The organism is Streptomyces sp. NPDC088707, assembly GCF_044752725.1.
Lineage (GTDB): Bacteria > Actinomycetota > Actinomycetes > Streptomycetales > Streptomycetaceae > Streptomyces.
On record NZ_JBIVLV010000001.1, the window covers coordinates 84416 to 111124 of the forward strand.

Genomic DNA, 26709 nt, shown 5'->3' on the forward strand with positions numbered 1-26709 from the left:
TCGGCGGTGAACGCGCCACTTCTCGACCGTCGTCCGATCTCGACCTTCGTCCGATCCATCGCCCGGCGCGGCAACGGGACCCCGGGCGCCTTCATTTCTCACAACCCCCACGCAAGCCGATCGAAAGGTAGAAACACATGGCTCCTCACAAGAAGCGGATCAGCCGCCCGCGGCTCCTCGCGGCGGTGGCGATCGCGGCAGGCGCGGTCCTCACCCCCGTGGCGGTCAACGCGGCCGGCGTCGACACGGTCCCCACAGCCAGGGGGACGCAGGACCCCGTCCACGTACTGGAGCGGGCCGCTCATCCGCTGCGTGCCACCGAGCCGGGCGGAAGCACGGCCGACCTGCGAGCCCTGTCCGCAATGATCGGCGACGCCAAGGTGGTCGGCCTCGGCGAGGCGACCCACGGCTCTCATGAGTTCTTCACCATGAAGGAGCGGGTCTTTCGCCACCTGGTGGAGAAGAAGGGCTTCACCACGTTCGCGCTGGAGCTGAGCTGGTCCGCGGGACTCCAGATCGACGACTACCTCCAGACCGGTAGGGGCGACGCCCGCGAGATCGCCGCCCAGACGCTGGCCAACTCTCCTTGGGAACGCGAAGAATTCGTCAGTCTCATCCGGTGGATGCGCGGCTACAACCGCAACCACCCCGACCGTCCCGTGCACTTCATGGGGGACGACATCGGCGCCCCTTCGTTGAACGACGCGTTCTTCGAACGAGTGACCGGCTATGTGAAGAGGAACCACCCCGAGGTGCTGCCGCGGCTCAACGAGCTCTACACCGGTCTGCGGCCCATCGACGACGCCTTCGCCTACCTGGCCAAGCCGCTCGCGGAGCGGCAGCAGCTCGCTGCCAAGGCTCAGCAGGCGCTGGAACTGATCAGCAGCCGCAGGGGCTCCGGCGGAGACGCGTTCGACTGGGCCGAGCAGAACGCCCGCTCGATCGCCCAGACCGCCAAGTTTCTCACCTTGAACCCCTCCGATACGGAATCCCTGAACAGCCTTCAGCGCTTCCGCGATGAGGTCATGGCCCAGAACGTCACGTGGTGGCAGAAGCACACCGGCGACAAGATCCTGATGTCGGCACAGAACAATCACGTCGGATACGTCTCTGACAACCCCGAGCTGTACTCCAAGACGCAAGGGTCGTTCCTGCGCGACACCATGGGCAGGAGCTACCTGCCCATCGGCTTCACGTTCAACCAGGGCTCGTTCCTGTCGAAGGATGCCGCTCTGGGTGGCGAATGGAAGAAGTTCACCGTGGGCGCCGCCGAGCCCGGTAGGAATGAACACACCCTCGACCAGGTCCGTTACCGAGACTTCTATCTCGACGTCCGCAAGGCCCCGGCCGCCGCACGTACTTGGCTGAGCGTCGCCCGGCCCACCCTCAACATCGGCACTCAATTCCCCGAGAAGCCCCGCGACACCGCGATCGCCAAGTCCTTCGACGTGCTCATCCACCTCCACGCCATCCGCGAGGCCGAGAAGATGAAACGGTGACGGCCGCGCCGCGCCGCCCGGAGGGGGCGCGAGAGGACGCTGGCCACTGACTCGGCGTCCACGGCCGGCCCCGCTCTCGTCCGACTACGCGAAGCCGACCCCGCCCGCTGAATGCTGTGACGGACACGGCTGAACCCACCCGGCAGGCCTGCGCGTTGAGCACGGTCAGAGTGGAAGTGAGAGCCGACCATCGCAGCGCTGTCGCCGTCGCGGCCTTCGCAGAGGTACGCGACGCGTAGACGCTGACGCGTCCGCCGATGGGATGGTCGACATCGAGGTCGAGAGCGGGGCTGCCGCCGGCGCGGTGCTCCTCGATTTCTGCTGGACGGAGCCGTAGTACGTGCGGGAGTGTTCCACGGACTCCAGGACATCGATTCCGTACTGGTTGGTCAGCGGTATTCTGTGCCGCTCCTCCATGCCATGAACTGAGTGCGGGTCGTCCGGGAGCCTGTCACGGACATGCCGTACGAGTCGACGCCGCGTGACCTGGACGGGCCCGTGTCACTGACGGCGTGGGTGGTCGTGCCCACCCTTTCGGGGTCAGCCGGGGTCAGTCCGGGTCATTCGGGGTCAGCCGCTGTCAGCGCCGAAAGCTGTCGGCGAAGAGGGGGCGGACCCGCTAGATCCGCCTTGCCCCTGCCGGCGGGCTGTCACGGCCGACGGGTCGCGTCCTCGGCAGGGCTCGCTCTCCCCGCACCTGAGGGGCCTGGGCCGGTGGGCGGGGAAGAGCAGAGGTCCCTCCCCTTTGCGAACGGGGCCCTGAGGGCTTTCCCGGAGTGCCTGACCAAGGGTTTTCCTCGCCCGAGGTGAAGTGATGCTCGGAATGTCGCGCTTAGGCGGGTACCTGCCCCCGGGGCGGGTAGGCGCGGATCAACGACCCGACCGATCGCGGCTGATGAAGGAGGAAGAGCCTTGACTGCCTTCCAGGAATCAGACCGTCGGCAGGAAGCCAAGCCGACGCAGGTAGCACACACGGCCCACGACAAGGCGGGCGAGGCCGCCGCCGTACTGGGGGACAAGGCCACCGATGTGGCCCAGACCGCCAAGGAGCAGGCCGCACACGTCGTAGGTGAGACGCAGGCCCAGGCCAAGGACCTCGTCGGGGAGTTCCGCGCTCAGCTCCAGGACCAGGCGGGCACTCAGACGCAGCGTCTCGCCGACAACGTCCGCAAGCTTGCGGGCGAGATCCACGACATGAGCGAGAAGGGAGAGCCGGACTCTACCGCTGCCGGGCTGGCCCGTCAGATGGCCGACCGGGGGCACCGAGTAGCCGATCATCTCGAGCAGCGTGGCCCCGACGGGCTGGTAAGCGATCTGCAGAACTTCGCGCGTCGGCGCCCCGGGGTCTTCCTCGCCGGAGCGGCGCTCGCCGGGTTCGCTCTCGCACGAGCCGGCAAGGGCATGGGCGCGGCGGCCTCGAACGGATCCGACGCGGCGGGATCGGCAGGAACGCGTGAGGAAGCCTCCGCGCCTCCCCCCGCGATAGACAGCCGCAGCCCGCTGGCGACGCCCCAGGAGCGGATCGGTGGGGAAGCTATCGCCGATCCCACCGACGTCTACGGGCAGTCCCAGCCGCCCCACGTCACGCACACCCCCTCCGGTGCCCCGGCGCCGCCCGCGTACCCGCCGACCAGCCCGGACTCCGCCCGCCGCTACGGCCAGGGTGCGCGGACCGAAGAGGGGATCTGACCGTGGCCATCTCTTCCCAGGAGCGGCTCTCGCCGCCCGCCGCGATGCCGCCGGGCATGCCACCGTCTGCTCCGCCCTCGTCCCCTCCGGCGCCAGGGCCGGTCCGAGACCAGAGCGCGACGTCGATCGGAGACCTGATCGGGGAGATCGGGAGCGATCTCTCCCAGCTGGTCCGCGACGAGATCGAACTCGCCAAGGCGGAGATCAAGCAGGAGTCGAAGAAGGCGGGCAAGGCGGCGGGCATGCTCGCCGGCGCCGGTTACGCCGGACACCTCGTGCTTCTTCTGGGCAGCCTGACGGTCATCGCGGCGCTCGCCAACGTCATGAACGTAGCGTGGGCGGCCCTTATCGTCACCGCGACGTGGGCGATCGCCGGAGGGATCCTCTACCTCACCGGACGCAAGCGCCTGGAGTCCGTCAACCTCAAGCCCGAACAGACCGTGGAAACGCTGAAGGAGGACGCCCGATGGGCACGACACCCGAGGAACTGAGGACCGACGTGGAGCACAGGCGGGCGCACCTCGCCCGCAACGTCGATCTGCTGGCGGACCGCTTGACCCCACGGAGGATGGCGCAGCGCAAGGCGGCTTCTGTTCGGCACGGACTCACCGATGTGAAGGAGCGAGTGATGGGCACGGCTCACGACACGGGACACCGTGTCGCCGACAGCGCGGGACGCACGGGCGACGGTCTTGCGGAGAGTGCGCGGCAGACCGCGGGCAAGGTGAGTGAGACCGTTCAGGACGCGCCTGCGCTGGTCAAGCGAGAGACCCAGGGCAGTCCGCTGGCCGCCGGGATCATGGCGTTCGGCGCGGGCATGCTGGCGGCGGCGCTCCTCCCGACCAGCAAGGCGGAGGAGCGAGCGGGCGAGTATCTCAAGGAACACTCCGGCGAACTGGTTGAGCCCGTCAAGCAGACCGCTGTCGACGCTGCGCAGGAGGTCAAGGAGAACCTGCGCGAACCCGTGGCCGACGCCGTCGGATCGGTCAAGTCCACCGCCCAGGAAGCCGGGGCGACGACGCGCGAGGAAGCTCGCGCCACGGGGCAGGAGACCGCGCGGGACGTACGCGGCATAGCGCAGGACACCGCGACGGAGCTGCGGTCGACCCCCGGCACGTGAGATGCGGACCCAGTCGGGCGGGGCGCCCAGTGGAAACTCGGGGCGCCCCGCCCGGCCGGATTCTGTCGTCAAAGGTCACGCTCGCATGGGGAGTGACCCCAGGGTGACGGCTGCTTCGTGGGCTGCGCGGTGATGCGCGGTTCCACAGCGCGGCGTGGAGGCGGGGAGGAGAGGAGCATCCACCGCGACGGACACCCCGCGCTTCCTGGGCGACCGTGGCTCGAAGTCACTCCCACCCCAGCGGCTGCGCCGGTGTTCCCGGCGCAGCCGCCGTGCGGCTGGTACCCGGTTCGGGTGGGATCCGGGACCGTGAGAGCCGGGAATCCTGGCGGTCTGGGGAGGCAGTGAAGCGAAGTGGCAACCGGGAGCTCTGAACTGCTGCCACGATGGGTAGGGGCAGCAGACAGTGCGCGAGGAGGTCCCGTTGAACGAGCCTGCGGAGAACAAGGGCCCGAAGGTCCCGCCTTCCTACCCGCCCCGCACACCGCCTCCGCCGAAGAAGCCGGTCGAGGCCCCGCGGCCTGAGCCGGAGACAAAGCCCCTCGGTACCTCGCTCCCCCTGCCCGGCCTGGCACAGGCCCGTATAGAGACCCGTCGTCCTCGCATGGCTGTGAGGAACCGGCGCGTCAGCAACTGGGTCCTGCCCGCTGCCCCCTGGGCGGCGGGCAAGGCGGTCCGCCACGTCACACACACGGTGCGCGGCTGGGCGTACAGCCACCCCGTGGACGGCTTTCTGGAGCAGACCGTACGTCTTCTCGTCGACACGGCCGTGAAGGACGCGGGCAAGCGCGTGAGCGTCCACCTGGCCGACCAGGACGGCATGATCCTCGTCGTCGTCCTCAGTCACACCGGGGCCGAGCCCGACGAGACCGTGCTGGCCACGCTCGCCGGGGTCACCGGCACGGTGAGCTGCGGCATCGATGCCTCTGCCGAAGGGAGAAGAATCTGGTCGCTCCTCTCGACCGAACCCCCGCGGAGCCGGACACCCGCCGCGTGACCGGGATGGCTCGATGGTCTGCGTGCGATGAGAGAACACGCATCCTCGCTTCGCTCAACAGGGCATCGGGGCTCGCTCCAACCGTTGGTTCTCGGCATTCCTGACGTCGCCAAGGGGAACGGACATCCGAATCCGACGGCCTCGGCCGACCGCGCGGGCTCGCCGACGTGGGCCGGTACTCCAGCCTGTGCGGGATGTGGGGGGACCATGGATGAGTGCGAAACCTTCCAGAGGACCAGGGGGCCGAGCCGCCCGAGCCCGCCGGATTCGTCGGGGGCGTCGAGGATGTCGAGGATGTCGAGGAGACTGATCGCCGTCGGGAACTCAGTGAGGCCCTGATCCGCGTCTGCGCGGCCACGGGAGCGTCCGTCGGCATGCTCTATCTGCCCGACCCCAGCCGGCGCGTTCTGCATCTGGCGATGACCCTCGGTCTGTCGCGCGAATTCGCGCTCCCCTGGTCCCGGGTCGTCATGGACGACGTCATCCCGGTTGCCGACGCGGTACGCGACGGGCGGTTCGTCTGGCTGGGCGGCCAGGAGGAGACGGCCCGACGCTACCCGCGCCTCGGCCTCGTCCTGCCGTACGACTTCACTCTTGCCGCCGCCCCGCTCGTCCCCGACCCGGCGCCGGAGGCATCGGTGCCCACCGGGGCCGGGCTCGTCCTCCTGTGGCCCGGCTCCCACGCGCCCTCCCTGACCGACCGGGAACGCGGCGCCGTGGACGCGGCCTGCGGCCGCCTCGCGAACCATCTGCGCCGGGCCGCCGACACCGGACACCCCATTCGTCCGCCGGTGCACCCGGTCATGCTGCGACCGCTTCCCTCTCCCACGCCCGGGCCGACCGAGGCGGCCGCCGCCATGGCCTTCATCCGCCGGCTACCCGGAGGCAACTGTGCGCTCGATCTGAACGGCACGATCACCTTCATCACCGCCGAGGCGGCCGAGATGCTGGGCGCACCCGTCTCCGGGCTCCGCGGAGCCCTGCCCTGGGAAGCGCTGCCCTGGATGGACACCCCTGTCATCGAGGACCATTACCGGGCCGCAGCGATCAGCCGACTGCCGCGCAGCTTCACCGTCACGTCCCCGATCGGCCGCTGCCTGCGCTTCGACCTCTACCCGGACGGCACCGGGATCAGCGTGCGCATCACCGCGGTCACCGCCGACGAGCCCGTTCCGTCGCCCGCCGCGCCGCCAGCCGTCCCCGCAGAGCCCTCACCCAGCCGGGCCACCGCCCTCTACCAGCTCATGCACCTGGCGGCCGCCCTCACCAAGGCCGTTCACGCCCGCGACGTCGTCGACCAGGCCGCCGACCTCCTCGTCCCCGCGCTCGGCGCCCAGGCCCTGGCCCTCTTGGTGGCTGAAGAGCAGCGCCTGCGCATCGTCGGCTTCCGTGGCTACCCGGCCGAGCTCATGGCCCGCTACGACGGCATCCCGCTCGGCATCCACACGGCCAGCACCCATGGGCTGCGCACGGGCGAGCCCCTGTTCTTCGCAAACGCCGGCGAGCTCGCGGCCGCCTTCCCGGCTGTCGTCATCGGGGACGGCATGGCGGCGTGGGCCTTCCTGCCCCTCACCGCGTCCGGCCGCCCCATCGGGACCCTCATCCTGGCCTACGCGCGTCCTCACACGTTCGTCCCCGGCGAACGGGCGGTCTTGACCTCCCTCGCCGGACTGATCGCCCAAGCCCTGGACCGCGCCCGACTGTACGACTCGACCCACCAGCTGGCCCACAGTCTGCAGACCGGCCTGCTGCCCCGCGCCCTGCCCGGCGTCCCGCACCTCGAAGTGGCTGCCAGCTACCTGCCGGCGGCGCGGGGGCTCGACATCGGCGGCGACTTCTACGACCTGATCCGGATCGACGACACCACCGTGGCGGCCACTGTCGGCGACGTCCAGGGCCACAACGTGAACGCTGCAGCTCTCATGGGCCAGGTCCGCACAGCCGTCCACGCCACCGCCGGCGACCCTCCGGCGGAGGTCCTCGCCCGCACCAACCGGCTCCTGACCGACCTCGAACCCGGGCTGTTCACCAGCTGCGTGTACGCCCACATCGACCTTGCATCCCGCACCGCCCACCTCGCCACGGCCGGCCACCCGCCCCCGCTGCTGCGCCGTGCCGGCGGTCCGGCGAAGACGCTGCACCTGCCGCCCGGGCTGCTCCTCGGCATCGACCCGGAGGCCTCATACACGGCTGTCGAGATCCCGTTCGAGCCGGGCGACCTGCTCGCCTTGTACACCGACGGACTGGTCGAGGTTCCCGGCGAGGACCTGGAGGATGGGATCGCGGCCGTCGCCGCCCGCATCTCCGCGACCCACGAACTCCACCCGGTGAACGCCCTGGCGGACGACCTCGTCGGCCAAGCACGCGGCGGAGCCCCCCGTACCGACGACGTCGCCCTGCTCCTGCTGCGCTTCACCCAGGAGGGGCGGCACAGGTGACGGGCCCCACGCATCTATCCGGATCCCGGCCTACGCCCCTCCGGCCCGACTGCTGATCTTGATCGGCAGGGGCTTCACCCGGTCACGACCGCCCCGGCACAGCGGCCCGAGAGGTCTGCCACCTCCAGGGCCGCCGCACCTGATGCCGAAGGCCCCGCGACAGCGCGGAACCCGGGTGGCAAGGCGACGTCGAGCGGACGTGCGGGAGGGTCAGGCGGGGGTGATGTTCTCCGCCTGGGGGCCCTTCTGGCCCTGGGTGACGTCGAACGTCACGGTCTGGCCTTCCTGGAGCTCACGGAAGCCCGAGGAGTTGATCGCCGAGTAGTGGGCGAACACGTCCGGGCCGCCACCGTCCTGGGCGATGAAGCCGAAGCCCTTCTCCGCGTTGAACCACTTCACAGTTCCCGTAGCCATGTTCATGCCTTCCAGTCGATGGACGCCTCCCACACGATGCGGAAGGCGGAGGTGATCGCCCTGGTTCCTGCGGCACAGCACAGCAAAACGCCCACGCCGAAGGCGTGGGCAAAGGGAACTTCCGAACCACGACAGCTGACGCAGACGGTACACGCCCGCACGCGCCGTCACCACATGGAGCGACTACGCGCCGTGTTCTGACCCCCGGCGGGTATGCCCGTCGAGAGGCCGCAGGCACCGCTCAGGTCAGGGCGAGTCCGTCGTATCCGGTGACTCGGCCGCGCGGCGGTATTCGGCGTTGATCCGCTGCGCCTCTTCGAGCTGGTCCTCGAGAACGATGATGCGGCAGGCGGCCTCGATCGGTGTGCCCTGGTCGACGAGTTCCCGGGCGCGTGCGGCGATGCGCAGTTGATAGCGGGAGTAGCGGCGGTGGCCGCCCTCGGAGCGCAGGGGGGTGATGAGGCGGGCTTCGCCGATGGCGCGGAGGAAGCCCTGGGTGGTGCCGAGCATCTCGGCGGCCCGGCCCATCGTGTAGGCGGGGTAGTCGTCGTCGAGACGCCCGTACGAGTCGTCTGCTGTCATCTGCACCTCTCCGTGACACGCGTTGAGGGGCCCTGGTGCCGTACGGCACCAGGGCCCCGAAGGAACTACTACACCACCTGCCGGCCCTCTTACTGCGCCGGCCTTCTGTGTCCGCTGTCCCGACCGCGATGCTGCCGGGGCTGCGGGGATCGCGGTTGCTTGACCGGAGACCACCTCACTATCGATGTCCTGCGGTACCCGGGTTCAAGACTTCCGCCCGGGCGATCCTGATGGCGCGGGTTCCTCCGTTCTTTCCTCTGGTCAATCACTTACATCCGCTACTGCGTACTGCTGTTACTGCGTACTGCTGTTCCTTGCGAACTACTGGTGTTGCGTTACTGCTGGTGGCCTGTCCCAGCGCCACTTCGGCAGCCAGCCCCGTTGCCCGTCCTGCGTCTGCTCTGGCTTGGAACCCCACTGCCGAACGTCCCGGTGCGCGCGTCCGCAGTCGACGCCTTCACCGAGGTACTACCACTGAACTGCACTGCTGGGTACTACGCACTGCACTTACGGGTGCTGCCAGGGCGGCCCCTGATCACTGCGGGCCACCCGGTCCGGTCACCAGCCCCGTCGCCATCCACCAACTCTGGCTTCGACACTCCGTCACCGCACCGTCCTGCGAACTGCACCTGCTGGTACTGCTGCCCGGCAGTTCGTCTCTGCCGGGCCCTTCGGTCTCCCTTGGGTACGAGAGAAACCATATCCACACGGCCCCCTCATGTCTACTTCGGCCGACACAGATTTTCCGGTGTCGGGTGATGAGGTAATCGAACATCCCGAGCGCCAGCGCCATGACTGCCCCACGGCACGCCACGAGGGTGCGGCGTCGCTCCTGTCGCGGAGTCCCCACCGCCGTCCACGCGGTGACCCCGGGCACGTCCAGCGGATCTCTGTCACCGGCAAGCGCGACCAGGGATTCACCCGGGGCCAGTACGCCCGCCCCGGGTCGGGGCAGTCGTGGGGTCGGCGGCCCGGGCGGCTCTGCTGTCGGGGAGCGCCAGCTCAAAGGACCCGGCGACCGGGAAGCCGCACGGAGGCCGCTGCGCTGCACCTGCCGGCGGGTTCGGTGCTCGCGTTCCGGACCGACGCTCTCTGCTCCTCGGCGGCGGCCCATCGGCCGTACAGCGGCTCGTCCGGGCGCGCAAGGGCTTCTTCGGCAGTCACGACTCCCGCCGCCTTGCCGACTCCCCGCACTCCGTCGCATCACCGCGCCGCGCGCGACACTCGGGCAGCCGTGAGGGCCCGCCCGGCACCCGCCGGTCGGGCCCTCACGCGTATCGGTGGATGGGCTCCCTGAGGATGCGCGGTCAGTGATCGGAGTAGCTGAAGTCGCCCATGGTCCAGGCACTGACGTCCGCGATCGACACGCGGTACATCCCGCCCGTCTCCGGAATCCCGACCGTGCCCTGAAGGATCCGCGCCATGTGGAAGTGCAGGTGCGTGGGCGTCCCGCCCCTGCGAGTCGGGGTAGTGAAGGCGGCGGAGAACTCTCCCAGGCGGGCGGAGTCCGCCAGGACCTCTGAGACCCGCTGCCTCCACACCGCTTCAGGCGCCAGCCGGCCGGTGATGACAGCTCCACCGGTGACCACGGTCAGGGACATCTGATTGCTCTGCCCCGACTCCACCAGCGCGGCAACGTCAACAAGAAGTTCGTCAAGCTTCGACATGGGAGCCGATCCTATATTCATGGTGGCCGCGACCCCTCAACCGGTCGTGCCACTGGGCGAGAAGGGGTGCGCCGCGCCTTTCCCACCCGAGGCACGCCGCGTGGCCGAGGTCGCTGTGGGGAACCGGTCGGCCATGGGACACCCGAAGCCTCCGGTGCCGCCGTTGAACGGGGTGCACGTGCGGGGGGACAGGTCAGCGGGGGCCGGTCCTGCGCCGTGGCTGGTGAAGTTCGGCTTTTCCGAAGAGAAGGGCGTAGCCGGAGGGCAGCTGGTCGATGATGCGGTCGAGGAGTTCGTGACCGGCGAGCTGGGATACGGCGGCGAGGACGGCACCGACGTTCCAGCGGACGCTGGCGGGTGTGCTGCCCGTGCGCTCGGCGAGGTCCTTGACGAACTCCCACCCGGTGAGGGATGTGACGGCGGGGACCTGGGCGGTGAGGACGAGAGCGGCCTCGACGGGGAGGCGTGCGGCGAGGTCGACGCGTTCGTCGCCGACGAGCTGTCGTCCCAGTGCGGCGAGTACGGACTGGACGGCTTCGTCGGCGCGTTCGAGGGTGGGGTAGGCACCCTCGTAGCGGACACGCTCGAGCATCTGGGAGTAGGGCGCCGCGGTGGTGATGCTCCCGTGGGCGGGTGTTGTCGTGGTCTCGGTCTGAAGAGTCATGCCGGTGGAGATCGCCGTTCTCTTCGGGCCCGGTCCGTGGACCGGGCGGAGCGAACACATTCCAGAAGGTGCCGGCTTACCGGAGGTGGTGCGGCCGGCCGAAGAGGAGGTCGTAGCCGGGTGGGAGTTGCAGAAGTATCTGGGCGGTCAGTTCCTCGCCGGCCGCGTCGGCGGCGACGCTGAGGACGGCACTGACGTCCCAGGCCGCGGTCCGCTCGGTGGATCCTTCGATCCAGGCGGCCGTCGCGCGTACGAAGCGTTCCGGTGAGAGAGGCTCGGTGGCCTGGAGCGGGTTGAGGAGCACCAGAGCGAAGGTCTCCGGCAGGCGGGCGGCGAGTGCGGCCCGCACGTCACCGACCAGATGGGCCCCGAGCAGCGCCAGCACCGTGCGGGCGGCGCGTTCGGCCTCCTGTGGCGAGCTGTAGTCACCGCGTTCCTGGACCCTGTCGAGGAACGTCTGCCGGCTCAGTCCCATCACGACCCCCTTGCGTGGACGCGGAGGCCGGGAGCGGAAGACGGAGGAAGGGGAAAGGCTTCCGCCCTCCGCTCCCGGGCCTACGACGGTTCAGCCGCTGATCTGCTTGCGGTCGTCGCCCCGGCCGATGGTGATCTTGCGGGGCTTGGCACGCTCAGCGATCGGGATGCGCAACGTGAGCACGCCCGCCTCGTAGTCGGCCGTGATCTTCTCGGTGTCGAGAGTGTCGGCCAGCATCAGCTGCCGGGAGAAGACGCCGAGGGGCCGCTCGGAGAGCTCCATCTGGACGTCGTCGGCCTTGGCGACGGGGCGGCGTTCGGCCTTGACCGTCAGCATGTTCCGCTCGACGTCGATGTCGATCGCGTCCAGTGCGACGCCGGGCAGGTCGAGGGCGATGACGTAGACGTCACCCTCACGGTACGCGTCCATCGGTACCGCGGAAGGCCGTGACCAGGTGCCGGTCGTACCCAGCATCTGCTGGGCGAGGCGGTCGAGCTCGCGGAACGGGTCAGTGCGCATCAACATCGCGAAACACCTCCAGTGGGATCAGGCAGTGACTGCCAATGCGCTGCATCTGCCACCGTTGTAGCATGTCATCCGAACGACGACAAGTGGAGCGTCAACGAATGGACGACACTACGGAGAGGCGCAGCGCTGTGACAGAAGCCGACCAACCCGTCACCTTTCCCGCGGCGCTCGCCGCCCTGGCCACCATCGACGGAGCGGTACGGGCAGCCCGGTCCGCGACCACCCCCGACGCGACACATGGCGGCTCGTCGGAGGAAGCGCTCGCCGCCCTCCTGCTCCTGCGTGAGCTGCGCGAGCAGCTCGCCGCGTGGGAGCCGGGCTTCATCGAGGCCGCCCGGGATGCCGGCGCCAGCTGGGCCGACCTCGCCCACCCTCTCGGCGTCACCAGCCGCCAGGCCGCCGAGCGCCGCTACCTCCGTGTACGCCCCGGCAGCCCTGGTGCCACCGGAGAACAACGCGTCCAGACGATCCGCGACCGCCGCGCCGCCGACCGCACCGTCACGGCCTGGGCCCGCTCACACGCTGCCGACCTACGCCAACTCGCCGGACAGATCACCGCCCTCGACACTCTGCCCCCGGACACACAGGCCGACCTCTCTGCGGCCCTCGCACACAGCGACCCCACGCAGCTCCTCGAACCACTCGCACGCGCCCACTCCCACCTGACCCCCCTCCATCACGACCTGGCCAAGCGCGTCGACGACCTGACACGCCACACCGAAGGCCTCCGCGACGAAAGCGACCACCGCCGCGCCCACACCTCACACCCCTGACCGGAACCTCGCGGCGCTGCTCCTGGCCCCTGACCGGCCGCACGATCCTGCCGCCGCCCTGCCCCACGATCCTTGCCGGCGCCCGGCCCCCTCCCCGGACGGCGCCTCACAAGACATCGCCCCTGCCACCTGGTGCCCCTCCCCCACCAAGGCTTGGGCGAGAAAAGAAGCTGTCCCACCGCCGTCGGCCGACCGCGCTGTACTCAACGGACGCCGGCCCCTGCACCGGGCGACGCACCGAAGGCGGTTGACCTTTCGGCGGGGGGAAAGGCGCCTATGGTCCTAACCTTGGCCGCCCGGTGGGCGACCGAGGCTTCTGCGACAGGCCGCTTGACCACGGGCCAGCCAAACCTCCGGTGCCGCCGTTCAGGTCAGAGGTGCGTGTGCACCGGGGACGGTGGTGATGTGTCCCCGGCGGGGGCGTCCAGCGCGAAGCCGCCAGGGACGCTCTCGCGCATCCGGGCGTTCCAGGCGCAGGACGGCGACCGGCGCGGCCCTCAGCTCCTCGCCCTCGGCGGTCTTCGAGCCATGCTGCTCGAACTTCCCCTCGCCGGCCTCGTGGGGCTCCTCCGTACAGCGGGCGGTCACGGGCGCGCCTCGATCTCGTCGCCGGTCAGCCCGGGCTCGGGGAGGGCAGACTCCCCCAAGGAGCGGGGCGCTCAGCGTACGGGCGCCGCGGCCCTTGCGTCCGCTTCTGAACCGGCCAGGCGTGGCACACGAGAGCAGTCCCCTCCAAGCCTGGAACATCACCAGTCGCCTGTTCTACGCTACTTTGTGATGCATCATCCGATTCCCGCTCATACGCCCTCGCTCAAGACTCTGCTCCGATCGGGCCGGAAGGCGGTATCCACCGTGCTGGACACTCCTGAGTCTCGTCGGTACTCCACGACGCGGGCGCACATCGCGGCAGCCAGGGAGCACGCCGAAGATGACGAGGCGCGCGAGTCGCTTCGCCGATCGATGATCATGCTGGAGCTCCACCGCCCCGCGAACGAGGCGCACCCGGATTGCGCACTCTGTGGCACTCCGTGGCCCTGCCCAAATGCCGAGCAGGTGATGCGGGCGGTCGACGGTTAGAAGCGGGCAGGAGACGGGGCTGCACCCCGGGGTGCAGCGTCGGGGATACGTGGGGTGGAGTCAGGCCGGCATGTCGGGGTACACGTGAACGTGCCCAGTCACGTACGGATGAACGTGCCCGCCTGCGGACGTACTCAGGAGTAATCGTGGGCAGTCTGCTGCCGGCCTGTGAAGGGTGGCGGAGGGCGGCTGACCGTGGTCTTGGACCCGCAACGATGGATGGAGCTTCGACGTTTCCGCGGGCTGTTCGAGTCCGGGGCAATGAGCCTGTCGGAGATCGCGAAGGGGACCGGGCTCAACCGCCGCACGGTCCGCAAGTACCTGTCCTCTGAAGCTCCGGTCGCCCCACCCCGTCGGGCCGCGCCCGGACATGGCCGTCGGCGGAAAGTCGATGCGGTCGCGCCGCTGATCGACGCGATGCTGCGGTCCGAGATCCTGATCAAAGGCGCCGTGGTGCACGAGCGGCTGGTGGCTGAGTACGGCTTCACCGGCGCCTACCAGCGGGTCAAGCTCTACATGCAGGAGGCACGACCCCGTATCGCGGAGGAACTGGGCATCAGTCCAGGCGAGCTGGCCGGCCTGCACCGCAGGTTCGAGGTCGTGCCCGGAGCACAGGCCCAGGTCGACTGGGGAGACGAAGGCCAGATCCTCGCTCACGTCGGCATCCCGAAGGTCTACTCGTTCCACATGACCCTGTCCTACTCGAGGGATCCGTTCTGCTGCTTCACCACCAGCCAGGACCTGGCCACCTTCTTCGACTGCCACCGGCAAGCGTTAGCCCACTTCGGCGGGGTGCCCATGTCGATCGTCTACGACCGCACCAAGACCGTGGTCCGACGCCACGTCGCCCCGGGCGAGGCCGTTCCACTGCACCCGGAAGCGGTCGGGTTCGCAGGACACTACGACTTCGACATCGACGTGCTGGCCGCCTACCGCCTACCGGGAAGGGCCGGGTCGAGCGGCAAGTCCTGATCGTCCGCGACCACGTCCTGGCCGGACGGTCCTTCTCCTCCATCGAGGAGCTCGATTCCGCCTTCAATGCCTGGGTGCCGTTGAGCCGGGCGAGGTCCCACGGCACCCACGGCGAGGTGATCGGGCACCGCGCAATCCGCGACCACGTGGCCCTGCGGCCGTTGCCGGCGACGCCTTATGCGGTCACTCAGCGGCACCTTCGCTACGTCGGCAAGGACTGCCTGGTCGCCTTCGACGCCAACCTCTACTCGGTGCCGGCCCGCAAGGTCCGCCCACGTCAGCTGGTGGAAGTCAGGGCCACGAAGTCCCAGATCCGCCTACATTCCACCGTCCCCGACGCCAACGGCGACACCCTGCTGGCTATCCACCCAAGGGCCGTCGGCCGCGGAGCCTGCGTCGTCGACGAGAAGCACTGGGACGGTCTTCCCGACGGGAAGAACCGCCGGACCACCACCGGTGGCGTTCCCTCGCAGCCCCGTCACCAGAACGCACTCGGCAAGGAGTCGGCCGACTCCCTGACGGCTCTCCTGAACCGGGCCGCGGCCGTCCGCGTCGACGTCGGCCGCAGACCCTTGTCCGTCTATGACGAACTGACCGGGACCCGTCCCTTCACCAACCACCCCATGCAGGAGGAGCCCAGTTGAGCGAGCTGGTCAGCACCCGAATCCGCACCACAGCCGCCAGGCTCGGCCTGCCCCACCTGGCCGAGAGCCTGAACCAGTACGCCGGCCGGGCGGACGAGGCCAAGATGGGCTACCTCGACTTCCTCGACCTAGTCCTGGCCGAGGAACTCGCCGCTCGCGACGACCGGCGCTTCCGCCAGGGCCTGCGGCTGTCCAAGCTGCCGCATCACAAGACGCTGGAGGAGTATGACTTCGCCTTCCAACCCGAACTCGACCCCCGCAAGATCAAGGACCTGGCCACTCTCGCCTTCGTCGAGGCCAAAGCCAACGCAGCCCTGCTGGGACCGCCCGGGGTCGGCAAGACACACATCGCGGTCGCTCTCTCGGTCGCCGCCTGCCGCGCTGGCTCGGTCTACTTCGCCACCCTCGACGACATGGTCCGCCAGCTCAAGGCCGTCGAAGCCGCCGGACGCCTCAACAGCAAGCTCCGCACCTACCTGAGGCCCGGCCTCCTCGTCGTCGACGAGGTCGGCTACCAGCCGCTGGAACGAGCCGAAGCGAACCTGGTCTTCCAGGTCATCTCCAAGCGCTACGAGAAGGGCTGGATCATCCTGACCTCGAACAAGACCTTCAGCGAATGGGGACAGGTCTTCGGAGACGAAGTACTCGCCAGCGCCATCCTCGACCGGCTCCTGCATCACTGCGACGTCGTCTCGATCAACGGCCCCAGCTACCGGCTGAAGAACCGGCTCGCCGCCATCGAACGCGACACCAGCGCCGCTTGATCGGCCACGCCGACCGGGAAGTCAGGCCACTGCCCACGGCTCAGCACGCCAGCCGGGCAGTTCTTTGTCCAGCCATTCCTCGACGGTCTGCCGCCAAGGGTCGGTAGAATCGCAGTCGGCGACATCGGCCCAGATGTCGGCCCCCAAGTCGGGGTCGACGACGAGCATGTCGAGGTAGTCGTCGAAGCCGTCAGCGACTTTGGTGAAAACGCCCGTCGACAGGTATCCGGGGTGAGGAACGCCGTCAACGAAGGCGTGGAGCTGGCCATGGGTGGCGGGGTTCAGGTCAAGGAACAGGGTGTCGCTGCCGCCGTTGCGGGCGATCGGGAGAAGGCCGACCAGCGAGACCTCACCGGCTAGCCGCCCATCACGACTACGGCGGTACTCGCCTAGCAAGGTGCCCCAGCCGTATTCGCCTTCGTCGTCCCGGCCGAGCTGATAGAGGTCGTCGAAGCTCTGGAACGGTTCCGGCTCACAAGCCGGCAGCCGGACTGAGTACGTCAGGCTTCCTCCGCCCCCTGTTTCCAGGAAGGAGCGATACGAGGACGGCAGGGGCAGCCCGATCTCCCGTTCGAGATCTTCAAGCTCGCCAGCCCTGAACAGCCTGAACGGCCCCACGACCAGGCGGCCCCGATACCAGCGCGACGACTCCTCAGGCATGGCCAGATTGTCGCATCCGGCGGCCTGCCTGGATCATCCGGCCTCATGTGCTGGATGCCGAGCTGAGCACGTTCATCCGTACCTGGCTGAGCACTTAAACGAGTACGCCGACACGGCAATCGCCATGAACCGCCAGGTGGGTGCGGGCGGGCGGGGTAGGTGCCCGCGACGGTCGCCTGGCGCACCATCCGTAGCGGCCCGTTCGGTGTGCCGCACACGCGGAGGGGTAGGCGCTGGGACATGCACGACCACGAACGCCCCCCGAAGGCCATGCCGCAGGTCGGCTCGCTTGATGAGCTGACCGGTCTGATCGCAGGCAGGACCGGCGTGTATGTGCGGTGGTCGTTGGGACCAGCAGCGGATCTGCCCTCGGTCAGCAGCCGCGACGACCTCACGGGCATTGCGATGCCTGGACTGTCGGCGAGTGCCCTCGACGTCGAGCCGTGGTGGGGCGAGCGTCCGCTGCGCCTGTGGATTGCGCGACGTCTGTACGACTACGCACACCTGCCGGCAGCCAAGGACCGCCGGGTGCGGCCCTGGCTGCTGCACGGCACCCAGATCGGCCGGGGCCCTGACAACGAGCCCCTGCTCACCGATGTGGTGCCGGTGGCATGAGTGGGCCGGAGCGTGATCGACGAGGCCGCGCGAGACGTCGAGGCGCAGCCCGGCGGATGGGGACCTCTGGACCGGACTCCGCACCGGGTGTGAGAGTGCCGGTGGTGGACACCCGTCACGCAGGGCCGCGGCGAGCGAGCAGAGCGAGGCCGGCCCGGCTGGCGAGAGGAGCGAGGCCGGCCCGTCGCGCTCCCGCGCTACCTGCCACGCCCTCCCGGGCTTTCCTCCCGGCCGGAGGCGATCGGCGCGTCGTCGTCTCGTCGTTCTCGTCGTCCGCGGAGGGCGCCGCGCGTCGACCAAAGGCCGTCGTCCTCGCACGTCGCGCCGAGCAAGCGTGACGCTGCGCGACCACAGCCCTCTTCGGCTCTCGTACATGCCGGTCCAGCTCGCGCGCCGCAGCCAGTTCGCCTGTACTCCACTTGCGGCGATCTCAACCGGCTGGGCATACGACGGGGCGCTTGGTCAGGGTGCTGGAATGAGGACTGTCAGCGGGGTCAGGCGTCGCCGCACCAGGTCTTCGGCGACGCCGGCGGGCCGCTGTCGGTGGATTGCGGCGTAGGTCCGCAACCGCTGTCCGCCCTCGGCGGGGGTGAAGCGGACGGTGGCGGCAAGCATGCCGGAAGCGATGCCCAGGACTCCCTTCGCCGAGAGGGCAGCCTGTGCGCGTGACGATGTCATAGGAACGCAGTGGATCGCGGCTCCCCGTCAGCACGGACGTTGGGGCCGTGCCGGCCAGGGCTATGAGGAGCCGGACGTCTTCCGGCGGGCAGGGTTGGGGAGTCCGGGCCAGGAAGGTCATCCGCGCAGACCGGCTCGCCGAGTCTGTAGGAGCGGTCCCGTTCGGAAAGGGGTCCAGGGCGGTCCCGGTAGAGGTCGAGCGTCCCCACCGCCGCGCCGGCCGTGCCGAGCGGGACCGAGAACACCGCCCGGACGCCAGGCTCGACGGCCTGCTGGGTGAAGACCCGCCAGCGACGCGCGTCCGTTCCGCCCGTCAGGTCGCCGCCAGCACCGGCGCCGTCAAGGCGAGAGCACTCTGACACGGCGCATCGCAACCGGTGACATCGAGCAGGTCCACGCACGCCCGGCACAACGCAGCGGGGGTGTCGATGCCCGCGGTGGCGACATGGAGTCCGCCGGTACCCGCGACAACCGCTTGAGGTCCTCCGCGCCGAACGGCGCACCCGCGCCCTCTGAGGAGGCCGAAGAGTCCCCCACCGCACCTCCCGCGCCCGCAGGTTCCATTCTCACCCGGCCGCCCCTCCTGTTATGCGGAGACACTGCAGCACCTCCCTCAGAAGCAGGGGCTCGCCGAGTGGCGGGCCCCGCAGATTCCCGCCGCCTGATGCACGAACGCGCGTACCCCTAGAACGCGCCGAAGCCGCCTCACCGGCGGTGCTTCATCGCCCGACGCGTCAGCGGCGCTGCCCGTGACGTAGCCGTCCGGACTCGGGCGCAGGGACGGAACTCCCGGCTGGCCCTCACCCGTTGCCCGGCAGGAGGGGGCGAGAGCCACTACGGGTATCTTCCACTGCGCCGCCCAGGCGTCGATCTCGGCCAGGACTTCCACCGGAAGTCGGAGCGAGCCTGCCGCGCGCACAATGTCATCACCGCTACGGATCCGTAGCGGTGCACCTGTACCGAGTAGGACTTCACAGCGGGCTTCCTCGCGCCGGGTATCAGCCCTCGAAGCGGAGTGCAGCACCTGCCCGGAGCACGGCCGTCAACCGGCGCCTGTTCATGTCCGGCCAATCGAGGCCCAAGGCACTCGCCTATGCCTTGACCGTCACAGACGATCAAAGACGCATCAGTCTCCGTTCGGCGGCCACCGCCCGCGGCGGTGGGCTCGCGGTGGGCGTGGTCCCAGGTTTCCGCGTCCGAGTGAGTGACGGATCTCGTTGACGGCGGCGTGTGCGGGACCTGGGCCGGAAACGCCGTGCGACGGTGCTCGGGCATCTTCCCGTCCCGCCCGCCAGGAGGCATCCGTGCTCGAACGCAAGCAGCTCAAGGGCCGCACCCAGGTCACCTTCGTTCTTCCCGCCGACAGTCCGGAAGGCCCGGTCAGCGTCGTGGGCGACTTCAACCACTGGAACCCCGCCGCACACCCGCTGCAGGTCCGCAGTGACGGCATGCGCGCGGCCACAGTCGTCCTGCCTGCGCGCAGCGGCCACTCCTTCCGCTACCTCGCGGCCGGGGACCACTGGTTCGACGACGACCAGGCCGACGGCCATGACGGCTCCAACAGCCGCGTCAACACCTGAGAGGGGTCACCCGCATGGATGCGATCGTGCTGCTGCGCGAGGACCACAAGACGGTCGAGAAGCTGTTCAAGCAGTTCGAGAAGACCTCTGACGACGACACGGCCGAACGCCGCCGGATCGCCGACGAGGTGATCGAGGAGCTCACCGTCCACGCCTGGATCGAGGAGAAGTTCTTCTACCCCGCCGCCCGAGAGGCCGCACCGGACACGACGGACCACGTCCTGGAGAGCATCGAGGAGCACCACGCGGTGGTGTGGATGCTGTCGGAGATCAAGGACATGGAACCGGGCGACGAACGGTTCAAGGCGAAGATGAGCGTGCTGATGGAACAAGTCCGCCATCATGTCGAGGAGGAGGAGCAGGACTGGTTTCCCGAGGTCCGCAAGGCGATGGGCCGGAACAGACTCACGGAACTGGGCGGCGAGATGGAGGCAGGGAAGAAGCAGGCGCCTCGCGACCCGCTGGCCGTTCCCAGCGCCGACTCGAAGTGACCCGATCGCGGACCCACATCGCGGGCCGCGGGCTGCTCCTCATGGGTGCGGTGGTACTCGCAGTGGCGGGGTGCGGGGCCCCGGCAGCACGGCAGGACGCCGCGGCCGCAGCGGGAGCCGCCTTCGAAGCCGCCGTCATGGCCGGCGAGCCTATCCGGGCCTGCGAGCTGCTGGCTCCGCAGACCCGGGAGCAGTTGGAGCAGGACGAGCGGAATGCCTGCGCGAGAGCGCTCGCCTCGCAGGAGTTGCCCGAGACGCACGGTGTCCGGGGCGTCGAGGCGTACGGGCGGCAGGCGATGGTTCGGATGGCGGGCGACACCCTGTTCCTGTCGCTGTTCACCGACGGCTGGAAGGTCGTGGCCGCGGGCTGCACTCCGCAGCCCGACAAGCCCTACGACTGTCTGCTCAAGGGGGCGTGAGGCGTGCGGGTGCTTTTCGTCGTGTGCCTGGTGGTCATCCTCGGCGGGCTCGGCTACTTCATCACCATCGGGGTGCTTCAGCGATGACCCACAGCCGTGAACGGCGCGGAGGTTTCTGGCGGGAGAACAGCCTCACCCTCGCCTTCGGTATCGCGTTCCTGGTGGTTCTCGCCTGCCAGGCCATCGTCGGGCGCGCCGAGTTCAACGAACAGATGACGGTGGACGGATTGCAGCCGCTCGCCTTCGCCGAGTACCTGACGTCCTCGGATTTCGCCGTGGACGTGACCGAGAACTGGCAGTCGGAGTTCCTGCAGTTCTTCCTCTATATCTTCGGCACCGTCTACCTCGTCCAGCGCGGCTCTCCTGAGTCCAAGAAGATCCACCAGGCCGGTAACGAAAGCGAGCAGGACCAGCGCATGGGCGACCACGCACGCCCTGACTCGCCCCGCTGGGCGGGAACCAAGGACTGGCGTCAGACCCTCTACGCCCGCTCCCTGGGGATCGTGATGGGAACCCTCTTCATCCTGTCCTGGCTGGCCCAGTCCATCACCGGTACCGCCGCCTACAACGACCAGCAGCTCCGCCAGCTCGAGGACCCTGTCAGCTGGGCCGGCTACCTCGTCACCCCCGACTTCTGGAACCGGACCCTGCAGAACTGGCAGTCCGAACTTCTCGCCGTGGCAGCCATGGTCGTGCTGTCCATCTACCTCCGTCAGCGTGGCTCCCCCGAATCGAAGCCTGTCGGCGCCTCTCACACCGCCACCGGTATCGAGGGCTGACCCCGGTCCGTGCTGGACGCGGCCGATCCCCTGGCCGCCGCCCGCGCCCCGCCGTCCGTAGCTGGTCGCCGCGGTGGCCGGGGTGACCGTGTCGGTGGTCGGAGCTGAGGGTGGACAGTTCGCCGATCAGCTCGCGCGGTGCCCGGTCCGTGCCCGACGCGAGCACGGACACGACGAGCGGAAGCCGCGCGGGCGGCGCCGCCTGCCGAGGTTCCTGATGGGCACCGCCGCGTTCGTCTGGCCGGCCTGGTGCCCGGGGTCGCGGGAGACCTGCAGGTCGGCGTCGCCCAGACGGGGCTTCTGGTCACCGTCACGAACGTCCTGGTCCCGCTTCTCGGCTTCTTCGGCCCCGGCGCCCACCCGGTCCTGACGGCCGTCGAGAACGTCCCGGACCCGGGCAGCAAGCACCCGATCGACGCCCCTGGTGCGGATCACCACGTCCTGCGTGCGGCAGCGACCCGCTCCCCTACAGCTCGATGAAGCCCGAGGACGCCCCCGCCCTGCGGGGCACGGGTTGATCGGCGTCGTCGAGGCCGCAGGGCCGGCTTCTGGGACGGCGAGGCGGAAGGGGGCGGCTACGCCGAAGCGGTCCGCGTCCCGCTCGCCAACGGCACCCTGGTCCAGCTGCCCGTCGCGGCGGACTCCGGCCTCATCCCGTCCGTGCTCACCCTCTCGGACGTCTTCTGCACCGGCTACCGCGCCGCCGTAGCCGCCGGTGTCAACGAACGCGCTCGCGTCACTGTGATCGGCGACGGCGCCGTCGGGCTCCTGGCCGTGCTCTCGGCCAAGCGGCTCGACGCGCAGCAGACCATCATCATGGGCCGGCACCAGGCACGTACCGACCTCGGCCGCGAGCTCGGTGCCACCGAGGTCGTATCCGTCCGCGGCGAGGAAGGCATCGAAGCCGTCCGTGAACCGACCCGTGGGCACGGCACGTCACATGCCCGCCTACGAACAGGCCCTGGGCGTCGTCCGCCCCAGCGGCGTGGTCAGCCGCGTCGGCGTCGCCCCGTTTGAGGGCGCACCGATCGGCTTCGGCAGGCCCTGCTGCCGCCCCGTTCGGAGGGTCGTCACGCCACGGGCCATGGCACTCCCACTGCGACCGTCCGAGCGGCTGTTGTGGCGGCTGGAGTGCCCCCGCTGGAGCCTGCGGCCGGCCGCAGCGAGGTGTGCCGGGTAAGGGCGCGGCTGGACGCACGCCGCTGCCCTGATCAGATCAAGTGCCAGGTCGGGGACGCGTCCACTGTCGCAACGGGTCGTCACCCCTGGGCGGGGAGGCGTACTGCGAGCAGCACCGTGTCGTCTTCGGCCTGCGCGGGCGCAGCGGTGTCGTGGAGGGCACGGAGCAAGGTGTCCAGTGGGATGTCCGCGGGAGCGGCGGTGAGCAGGCGGGCGAGTCGTTCGATGTTCTCCTCGATGTCTCCGTGTCGTGTCTCGACGAGTCCGTCGGTGTAGAGGAGAAGGATGCTGCCCGGCGGTAGCAGGCGGCTGTGGCTGGAACGGGGGCCGGGTGGCAGAAAGGGGTGCATGAGCGGGCCGTGCGGGGTCAACTGTTGTGCGGTCCCGTCGGGGGTGGCCAGGAGCGGGGGCAGATGCCCGGCGTTGGTCCATGTCAGACGCCAACGGCCGTTGTCGGCCGGGTTGAGGTGGGCGTGGACGAGGGTGCCGCTGGCGGGGATGTCGAGGCGCCGGCAGGCGGCTTCCAGGGCGCTGAGAACTCGGTCGGGGCCCATTCCGGGGTGGTCGTGGTCGGCCTGGCGCAGCATGCTGCGGACCTGCCCCATGAGGGCGGCGGCCTTCATGTCGTGCCCGGTGATGTCGCCCACGGTGATGGCCAGAGCCGCCGTGGTGCGTTCGCCCGGCGCCGCGGGCAGGTGGTAGGCGTCGTACCAGTCGCCGCCGACCGTGTCGTCCTGCGCGGCCGGCCGGTACAGAGCGGCCAGTTCCAAGCCGGTCGCGGCGGGCAGGTCCGTCAGCATGGCCTGCTGGAGCTCGTGGGCCACGGTGACGCGTTCGTCGAGGTGAACGGCGCGCTCGAGAGCCTGGGCGGTGTACGCGGCGATCGTGGTCAGGACGGCCCGCTCCGCCACGTCGACGGAGTGGGGGCTGTCCCAGCCCAGAACGAGCGTGCCGAGGACGCCGTGCGCTCCGCGCAGTTCGCAGTCGACGCCGAGCTGCCCGGCCACGTCGAGCACGTGTCCCAGGGCGGCACTCTGGGAGTCCGCGTAGTCGCGAGCCGCCTCCTCCCCGTGCTCGCTCCGGAGCGTGTCGTACACGGACGTGTGCAGGGCGGTGAGTTTCCCCGTCGTGTGCCCCGTGACGCCGCTCGCGAGCCGGTCCGCTTCGAGCACGATCACGCTCAAGCCCGCCCGGGCCAGTTCCCAGGCCGCGCTGAGGCCCGCGATGCCGCTGCCGATGACCGCGGCGTCCGCCTCAGCGGGCTGCGAAAGGGGAGCAAAGGAGGGGAAGGTCGCCGTCCGCATCCAGTGAGACCGTCCGGCATCGGGGAGTCGGTTCATGACCTGCGGCTGCCCGGAGAACCGAGCGTCATGCGCGGCCGCGATGTGGGCCGCCTACGCGTCTGCGCCGCAAGCGGCGTCCACGGCCGGTCTCGGGTCCTGACCAGGCTGTGCTCTCGGGCGTGCGGGGATCCCGGTGGCCCGTCGTCGACGCACTTCGCCGACGCTTCTGCGCCTGCGGCGGCATCCGAGCGGCGAGGACATCGAGGACACTGTCGGCCTCCCTCCTGCCTTTGGAACCGTCTTCTTCGGAGAGGTCGGGATGAGTGATGGCTGCGGCCGGTACGGCTCCGAAAGGTGTGTCGCGGTTCCGGTCTAGCGAAACCGGAATCGCAAATCGTATAATTCGGGCATGGAGTCCGTGGAGCCTCGGTCCAGCTGGACCTTCGTCACCCACCACGCCCGCATCCTCGCCATGATTCTCGGGGACCCGGAGACGCGGCTGAGGGACATGGCCGGGACCTGCCGAATCACCGAACGAGCGGCTCAGGCCATCGTCGCGGACCTGGAGAGCGCCGGGTACCTGACCCGTAGTCGTCATGGGCGCCGCAACCACTACGAGGTCATGCCCGGGACGCTCTTCCGGCATCCCGCCGAGGGGCACCACCGGATCGCCGACCTCCTGCAACTGCTGGCCGACCTTGGCGCACGGCCCGGGGCGCCTGGCGACCCTCCTGCGAACGGGGACCGCCATGAGCGCGACACACAGCTGACCCGCGGCCGGCGGGCCCAGCCCGGCCACGCTACCGACCCTCAGGTCTCACCCCACGTATCGGGGCAGTGAAGGGAGCAAGGCCATGAGCCCCCACCCCGAACGCCCGCCCGGCACGGGGCGAACGAGTGGCGCCGTCGACGTGGCCTTCGAACGGAGGCTGCGGCGGGTACGGGCCCATGTCAGCGGCGAGATCGACATGGACAATGCGGCCGAACTGCAGGAGGACCTCACTGCGGCGTTGACGTCCAGCGACCGCGGACTCGACATCGATCTGGCTTCCGTCACCTTCTGCGACAGCTCGGGTCTGCACGCTCTGCTGCACGTGAACCAGCTGGCCCTGCAGGCCGGGAAATCCGTCGTCCTCACCGCACTCAGCCGCCCGGTCGCCCGCCTGCTGCACTCCACCGGGGCCGAGCGCGTGCTCGCCGTCCACGGCCGACCCGGCTCCAGCGCGCAGCGCTTGCAGGTGGCGACCAGGCGCTTTGGGCCGACCTTCCATCTCCGCCTCACCGGTGAGCTCGACATGGACACCCGACCCGCTCTCGAGGAGGTGCAGGCCGCACTTGACGGGGTGGACGTGGTGGCCTGTGACATGCGGGATCTGATCTTCATCGATGTGGTGGGCCTCTACGCTCTGGTCGACTTCGCCCGCCGTCTGCACAGGAGGGGCATCGCGTTCTTCACCTTCAACTGGCAACCCCAACCGCGTCGCCTCCTGGATGTGGTGGACGAGCTGTGTCCGGCCCCTGACGGCCACGGCAGGCCCACCCGGCTGCTGCGCTCTCTGCAGGATTTCACTGCAGCCGCCCGAACGGCTGACTCGGCCAGAGCCCGCGAGGACGGCTTGCTCAGGGTCGCGTTTCCGCTGCCATGAGTTCCAGTGCCTCACCTGGTAGTGGTCCAGGCCGACTTGGCCCTTGGCGGCCTGGAAGCACTCTTCGACGCTCGCGCGAGTGCCGGCCACGCGGACGAGCTCGGCCAGGGGACTGCGGCAGGTGACCAGCACAGGTAGAAGGCGAGTTCTTTCGTGGCGGGGTTGCGGCGGATCGGCAGCCTGGCGGCGCTCGGGATCGGTGCACCAGGAAGGCGCAGGCAGGTAGAGCCTACGGTCGATCAGTGCCCGCCCCGGCTGGTTGCGTAGGCTCGAGCAGGTACGCGCGGGCGGTAGCCCGCGGTTCCACCCGTCGGAACCGGCCCGCGATCCGGGCCATGGCCTGGTCGAACAACGCCAGCCACCGGACCGGGTCTACGCTATGGCTCGCGGCCACCGCACGATCTTCAGGAGTCACACAACCCCCGATGATCACGCGTTGGCCGCCCTCGCTCCAGGCCAGGTCCTGGGCAGTGCCGAGCTCCTTGGCTTCGGTCCGACGGCCTCTGATCGACACAATGAGCACATGGACAGCGAACCTCTGCAGATCCCGCTTGATCAGCTGCGGCACGCCTTCGAGCTGGCACTGCAGCACGTCGAAGCGTCGGCCGGCAGCGCAGTGGCGCTCGAACACGACTACTTCTGGTCTGTTCCGGGCGACGAACTCCATGACGTCCCCAACGAACCGAGAACGATCACCATCGGGCAGCTCTCCGAGTCGTGGCAGCACCTTGAGGACCTCCTCGCCGACCCGAATCGGGCCGTGGGCCACCACCTGGCCTGGCTCGCCGATGTCCTCCGTGCGATCGGACAGTCCGCCGCCCAGTAGCCACCACACGCGCGACGTGACGTGGAGCTACGAAGTCGCACTGGAGTACTTGACGCCGACGCCTGCCGGGCTCATGTCCGCTTCTTCGGGCTGCTCATGATCGCGCAGACTCCGGTCCCTGGCGGAGCGGACAGCAGCCCCGCGCCCCGGTCCTTCCCGCCGCCGGAGGGAACGAAGAGGTCAGGGGGGCGTGGTGGGCGGTGCGGTAGCCCGCGGTGGCTTCCGGCCGGTCGAGGATCGCGCAGGGCGG

27 protein-coding genes and 1 pseudogene are annotated in these 26709 nt (G+C 69.5%); 19 read left to right on the top strand and 9 right to left on the bottom strand.

What is annotated here, in order from left to right:
* The first annotated feature begins 137 nt into the window (after positions 1–137).
* From ACIP84_RS00440 to ACIP84_RS00465, 6 genes are all read left to right on the top strand, one after another.
* On the top strand, positions 138–1499 hold the full coding sequence (locus tag ACIP84_RS00440) for an erythromycin esterase family protein (protein WP_401792754.1): 1362 nt from the start codon (positions 138–140) through the stop codon (positions 1497–1499).
* A gap of 912 nt (positions 1500–2411) precedes the next feature.
* Complete coding sequence (locus ACIP84_RS00445) at positions 2412–3188, top strand: hypothetical protein (RefSeq protein ID WP_401792757.1); 777 nt, start codon at positions 2412–2414, stop codon at positions 3186–3188.
* 2 nt (positions 3189–3190) lie between these two features.
* On the top strand, positions 3191–3679 hold the full coding sequence (locus ACIP84_RS00450) for a phage holin family protein (RefSeq protein WP_401792760.1): 489 nt from the start codon (positions 3191–3193) through the stop codon (positions 3677–3679).
* Positions 3655–4308 (top strand): DUF3618 domain-containing protein, encoded by a 654-nt coding sequence (locus ACIP84_RS00455; RefSeq protein WP_401792762.1) that lies wholly within the window; start codon positions 3655–3657, stop codon positions 4306–4308. The genes ACIP84_RS00450 and ACIP84_RS00455 overlap by 25 nt, the downstream gene beginning before the upstream one ends.
* A 604-nt stretch (positions 4309–4912) precedes the next feature.
* Complete coding sequence (locus tag ACIP84_RS00460; protein WP_401792765.1) at positions 4913–5305, top strand: hypothetical protein; 393 nt, start codon at positions 4913–4915, stop codon at positions 5303–5305.
* 215 nt (positions 5306–5520) lie between these two features.
* Complete coding sequence (locus ACIP84_RS00465) at positions 5521–7743, top strand: SpoIIE family protein phosphatase (RefSeq protein ID WP_401792768.1); 2223 nt, start codon at positions 5521–5523, stop codon at positions 7741–7743.
* 210 nt (positions 7744–7953) lie between these two features.
* Here the strand turns inward: ACIP84_RS00465 and ACIP84_RS00470 are convergent, their stop codons facing one another.
* From ACIP84_RS00470 to ACIP84_RS00495, 6 genes are all read right to left on the bottom strand, one after another.
* Entirely contained in the window at positions 7954–8157 is a 204-nt protein-coding gene (locus ACIP84_RS00470; protein WP_048475199.1) for a cold-shock protein, read from the bottom strand.
* A gap of 246 nt (positions 8158–8403) precedes the next feature.
* The gene (locus ACIP84_RS00475; protein WP_401792772.1) at positions 8404–8739 is read right to left on the bottom strand and encodes a MerR family transcriptional regulator; all 336 of its coding nucleotides are present in this window, start codon (positions 8737–8739) and stop codon (positions 8404–8406) included.
* Between the two features lie 1307 nt (positions 8740–10046).
* Positions 10047–10406: a hypothetical protein gene (locus ACIP84_RS00480; protein WP_355970062.1), complete on the bottom strand. Its 360-nt coding sequence runs from the start codon at positions 10404–10406 to the stop codon at positions 10047–10049.
* A gap of 193 nt (positions 10407–10599) precedes the next feature.
* Positions 10600–10998 (bottom strand): DUF2267 domain-containing protein, encoded by a 399-nt coding sequence (locus tag ACIP84_RS00485; protein WP_355970066.1) that lies wholly within the window; start codon positions 10996–10998, stop codon positions 10600–10602.
* 148 nt (positions 10999–11146) lie between these two features.
* Positions 11147–11545 (bottom strand): DUF2267 domain-containing protein, encoded by a 399-nt coding sequence (locus ACIP84_RS00490; protein ID WP_401792775.1) that lies wholly within the window; start codon positions 11543–11545, stop codon positions 11147–11149.
* 90 nt (positions 11546–11635) lie between these two features.
* Positions 11636–12070, bottom strand: a complete 435-nt coding sequence (locus tag ACIP84_RS00495; protein WP_318212446.1) for an Hsp20/alpha crystallin family protein — start codon at positions 12068–12070, stop codon at positions 11636–11638.
* Between the two features lie 101 nt (positions 12071–12171).
* On the opposite strand from ACIP84_RS00495, the gene ACIP84_RS00500 reads away from it, so the two are divergent.
* From ACIP84_RS00500 to istB, 3 genes and pseudogenes are all read left to right on the top strand, one after another.
* A complete protein-coding gene (locus ACIP84_RS00500) occupies positions 12172–12846 on the top strand; it encodes a type III effector protein (protein ID WP_401792778.1) in 675 nt (224 codons plus the stop codon).
* 1296 nt (positions 12847–14142) lie between these two features.
* Positions 14143–15539 (top strand): annotated as a pseudogene (istA, locus tag ACIP84_RS00505) (IS21 family transposase).
* Positions 15536–16303 (top strand): IS21-like element helper ATPase IstB, encoded by a 768-nt coding sequence (gene istB / locus ACIP84_RS00510; protein WP_401792780.1) that lies wholly within the window; start codon positions 15536–15538, stop codon positions 16301–16303. Before istA ends, istB begins: the two are co-directional and overlap by 4 nt.
* Positions 16304–16324: 21 nt before the next feature.
* On the opposite strand, the gene ACIP84_RS00515 is transcribed toward istB, so the two are convergent.
* Positions 16325–16963 (bottom strand): SMI1/KNR4 family protein, encoded by a 639-nt coding sequence (locus tag ACIP84_RS00515; RefSeq protein ID WP_401792783.1) that lies wholly within the window; start codon positions 16961–16963, stop codon positions 16325–16327.
* A gap of 240 nt (positions 16964–17203) precedes the next feature.
* Between ACIP84_RS00515 and ACIP84_RS00520 the strand changes: the two genes are divergently transcribed.
* Positions 17204–17578, top strand: a complete 375-nt coding sequence (locus ACIP84_RS00520; protein ID WP_401792786.1) for a DUF6098 family protein — start codon at positions 17204–17206, stop codon at positions 17576–17578.
* Between the two features lie 462 nt (positions 17579–18040).
* On the opposite strand, the gene ACIP84_RS00525 is transcribed toward ACIP84_RS00520, so the two are convergent.
* Positions 18041–18256, bottom strand: a complete 216-nt coding sequence (locus ACIP84_RS00525) for an ANTAR domain-containing protein (protein WP_401792789.1) — start codon at positions 18254–18256, stop codon at positions 18041–18043.
* A gap of 1304 nt (positions 18257–19560) precedes the next feature.
* Between ACIP84_RS00525 and ACIP84_RS00530 the strand changes: the two genes are divergently transcribed.
* The 6 genes from ACIP84_RS00530 to ACIP84_RS00555 all read left to right on the top strand — a co-directional run bounded on the left by ACIP84_RS00530 (position 19561) and on the right by ACIP84_RS00555 (position 22542).
* Positions 19561–19836, top strand: a complete 276-nt coding sequence (locus ACIP84_RS00530) for an isoamylase early set domain-containing protein (protein ID WP_355970051.1) — start codon at positions 19561–19563, stop codon at positions 19834–19836.
* Positions 19837–19850: 14 nt separating this feature from the next.
* The gene (locus ACIP84_RS00535; protein WP_355970049.1) at positions 19851–20327 is read left to right on the top strand and encodes a hemerythrin domain-containing protein; all 477 of its coding nucleotides are present in this window, start codon (positions 19851–19853) and stop codon (positions 20325–20327) included.
* 137 nt (positions 20328–20464) lie between these two features.
* Entirely contained in the window at positions 20465–20746 is a 282-nt protein-coding gene (locus ACIP84_RS00540; RefSeq protein WP_401792793.1) for a hypothetical protein, read from the top strand.
* Between the two features lie 83 nt (positions 20747–20829).
* Entirely contained in the window at positions 20830–21525 is a 696-nt protein-coding gene (locus ACIP84_RS00545) for a DUF6766 family protein (protein ID WP_355970044.1), read from the top strand.
* Between the two features lie 249 nt (positions 21526–21774).
* Entirely contained in the window at positions 21775–22005 is a 231-nt protein-coding gene (locus tag ACIP84_RS00550) for a hypothetical protein (protein ID WP_401792796.1), read from the top strand.
* A gap of 261 nt (positions 22006–22266) precedes the next feature.
* A complete protein-coding gene (locus ACIP84_RS00555) occupies positions 22267–22542 on the top strand; it encodes a hypothetical protein (RefSeq protein ID WP_401795574.1) in 276 nt (91 codons plus the stop codon).
* A 242-nt stretch (positions 22543–22784) separates the two neighbouring features.
* On the opposite strand, the gene ACIP84_RS00560 is transcribed toward ACIP84_RS00555, so the two are convergent.
* Positions 22785–24008 (bottom strand): PP2C family protein-serine/threonine phosphatase, encoded by a 1224-nt coding sequence (locus ACIP84_RS00560; protein WP_401792799.1) that lies wholly within the window; start codon positions 24006–24008, stop codon positions 22785–22787.
* A gap of 388 nt (positions 24009–24396) precedes the next feature.
* Here ACIP84_RS00560 and ACIP84_RS00565 point away from each other — a divergent pair, with 388 nt between their 5' ends.
* From ACIP84_RS00565 to ACIP84_RS00575, 3 genes are all read left to right on the top strand, one after another.
* Entirely contained in the window at positions 24397–24828 is a 432-nt protein-coding gene (locus ACIP84_RS00565) for an AsnC family transcriptional regulator (RefSeq protein WP_401792802.1), read from the top strand.
* Between the two features lie 13 nt (positions 24829–24841).
* Positions 24842–25633, top strand: coding sequence for an anti-sigma factor antagonist (locus ACIP84_RS00570; RefSeq protein ID WP_401792805.1), 792 nt, complete (start codon positions 24842–24844; stop codon positions 25631–25633).
* 523 nt (positions 25634–26156) lie between these two features.
* A complete protein-coding gene (locus ACIP84_RS00575) occupies positions 26157–26459 on the top strand; it encodes a hypothetical protein (RefSeq protein ID WP_401792808.1) in 303 nt (100 codons plus the stop codon).
* The last annotated feature ends 250 nt before the right edge of the window (positions 26460–26709 follow it).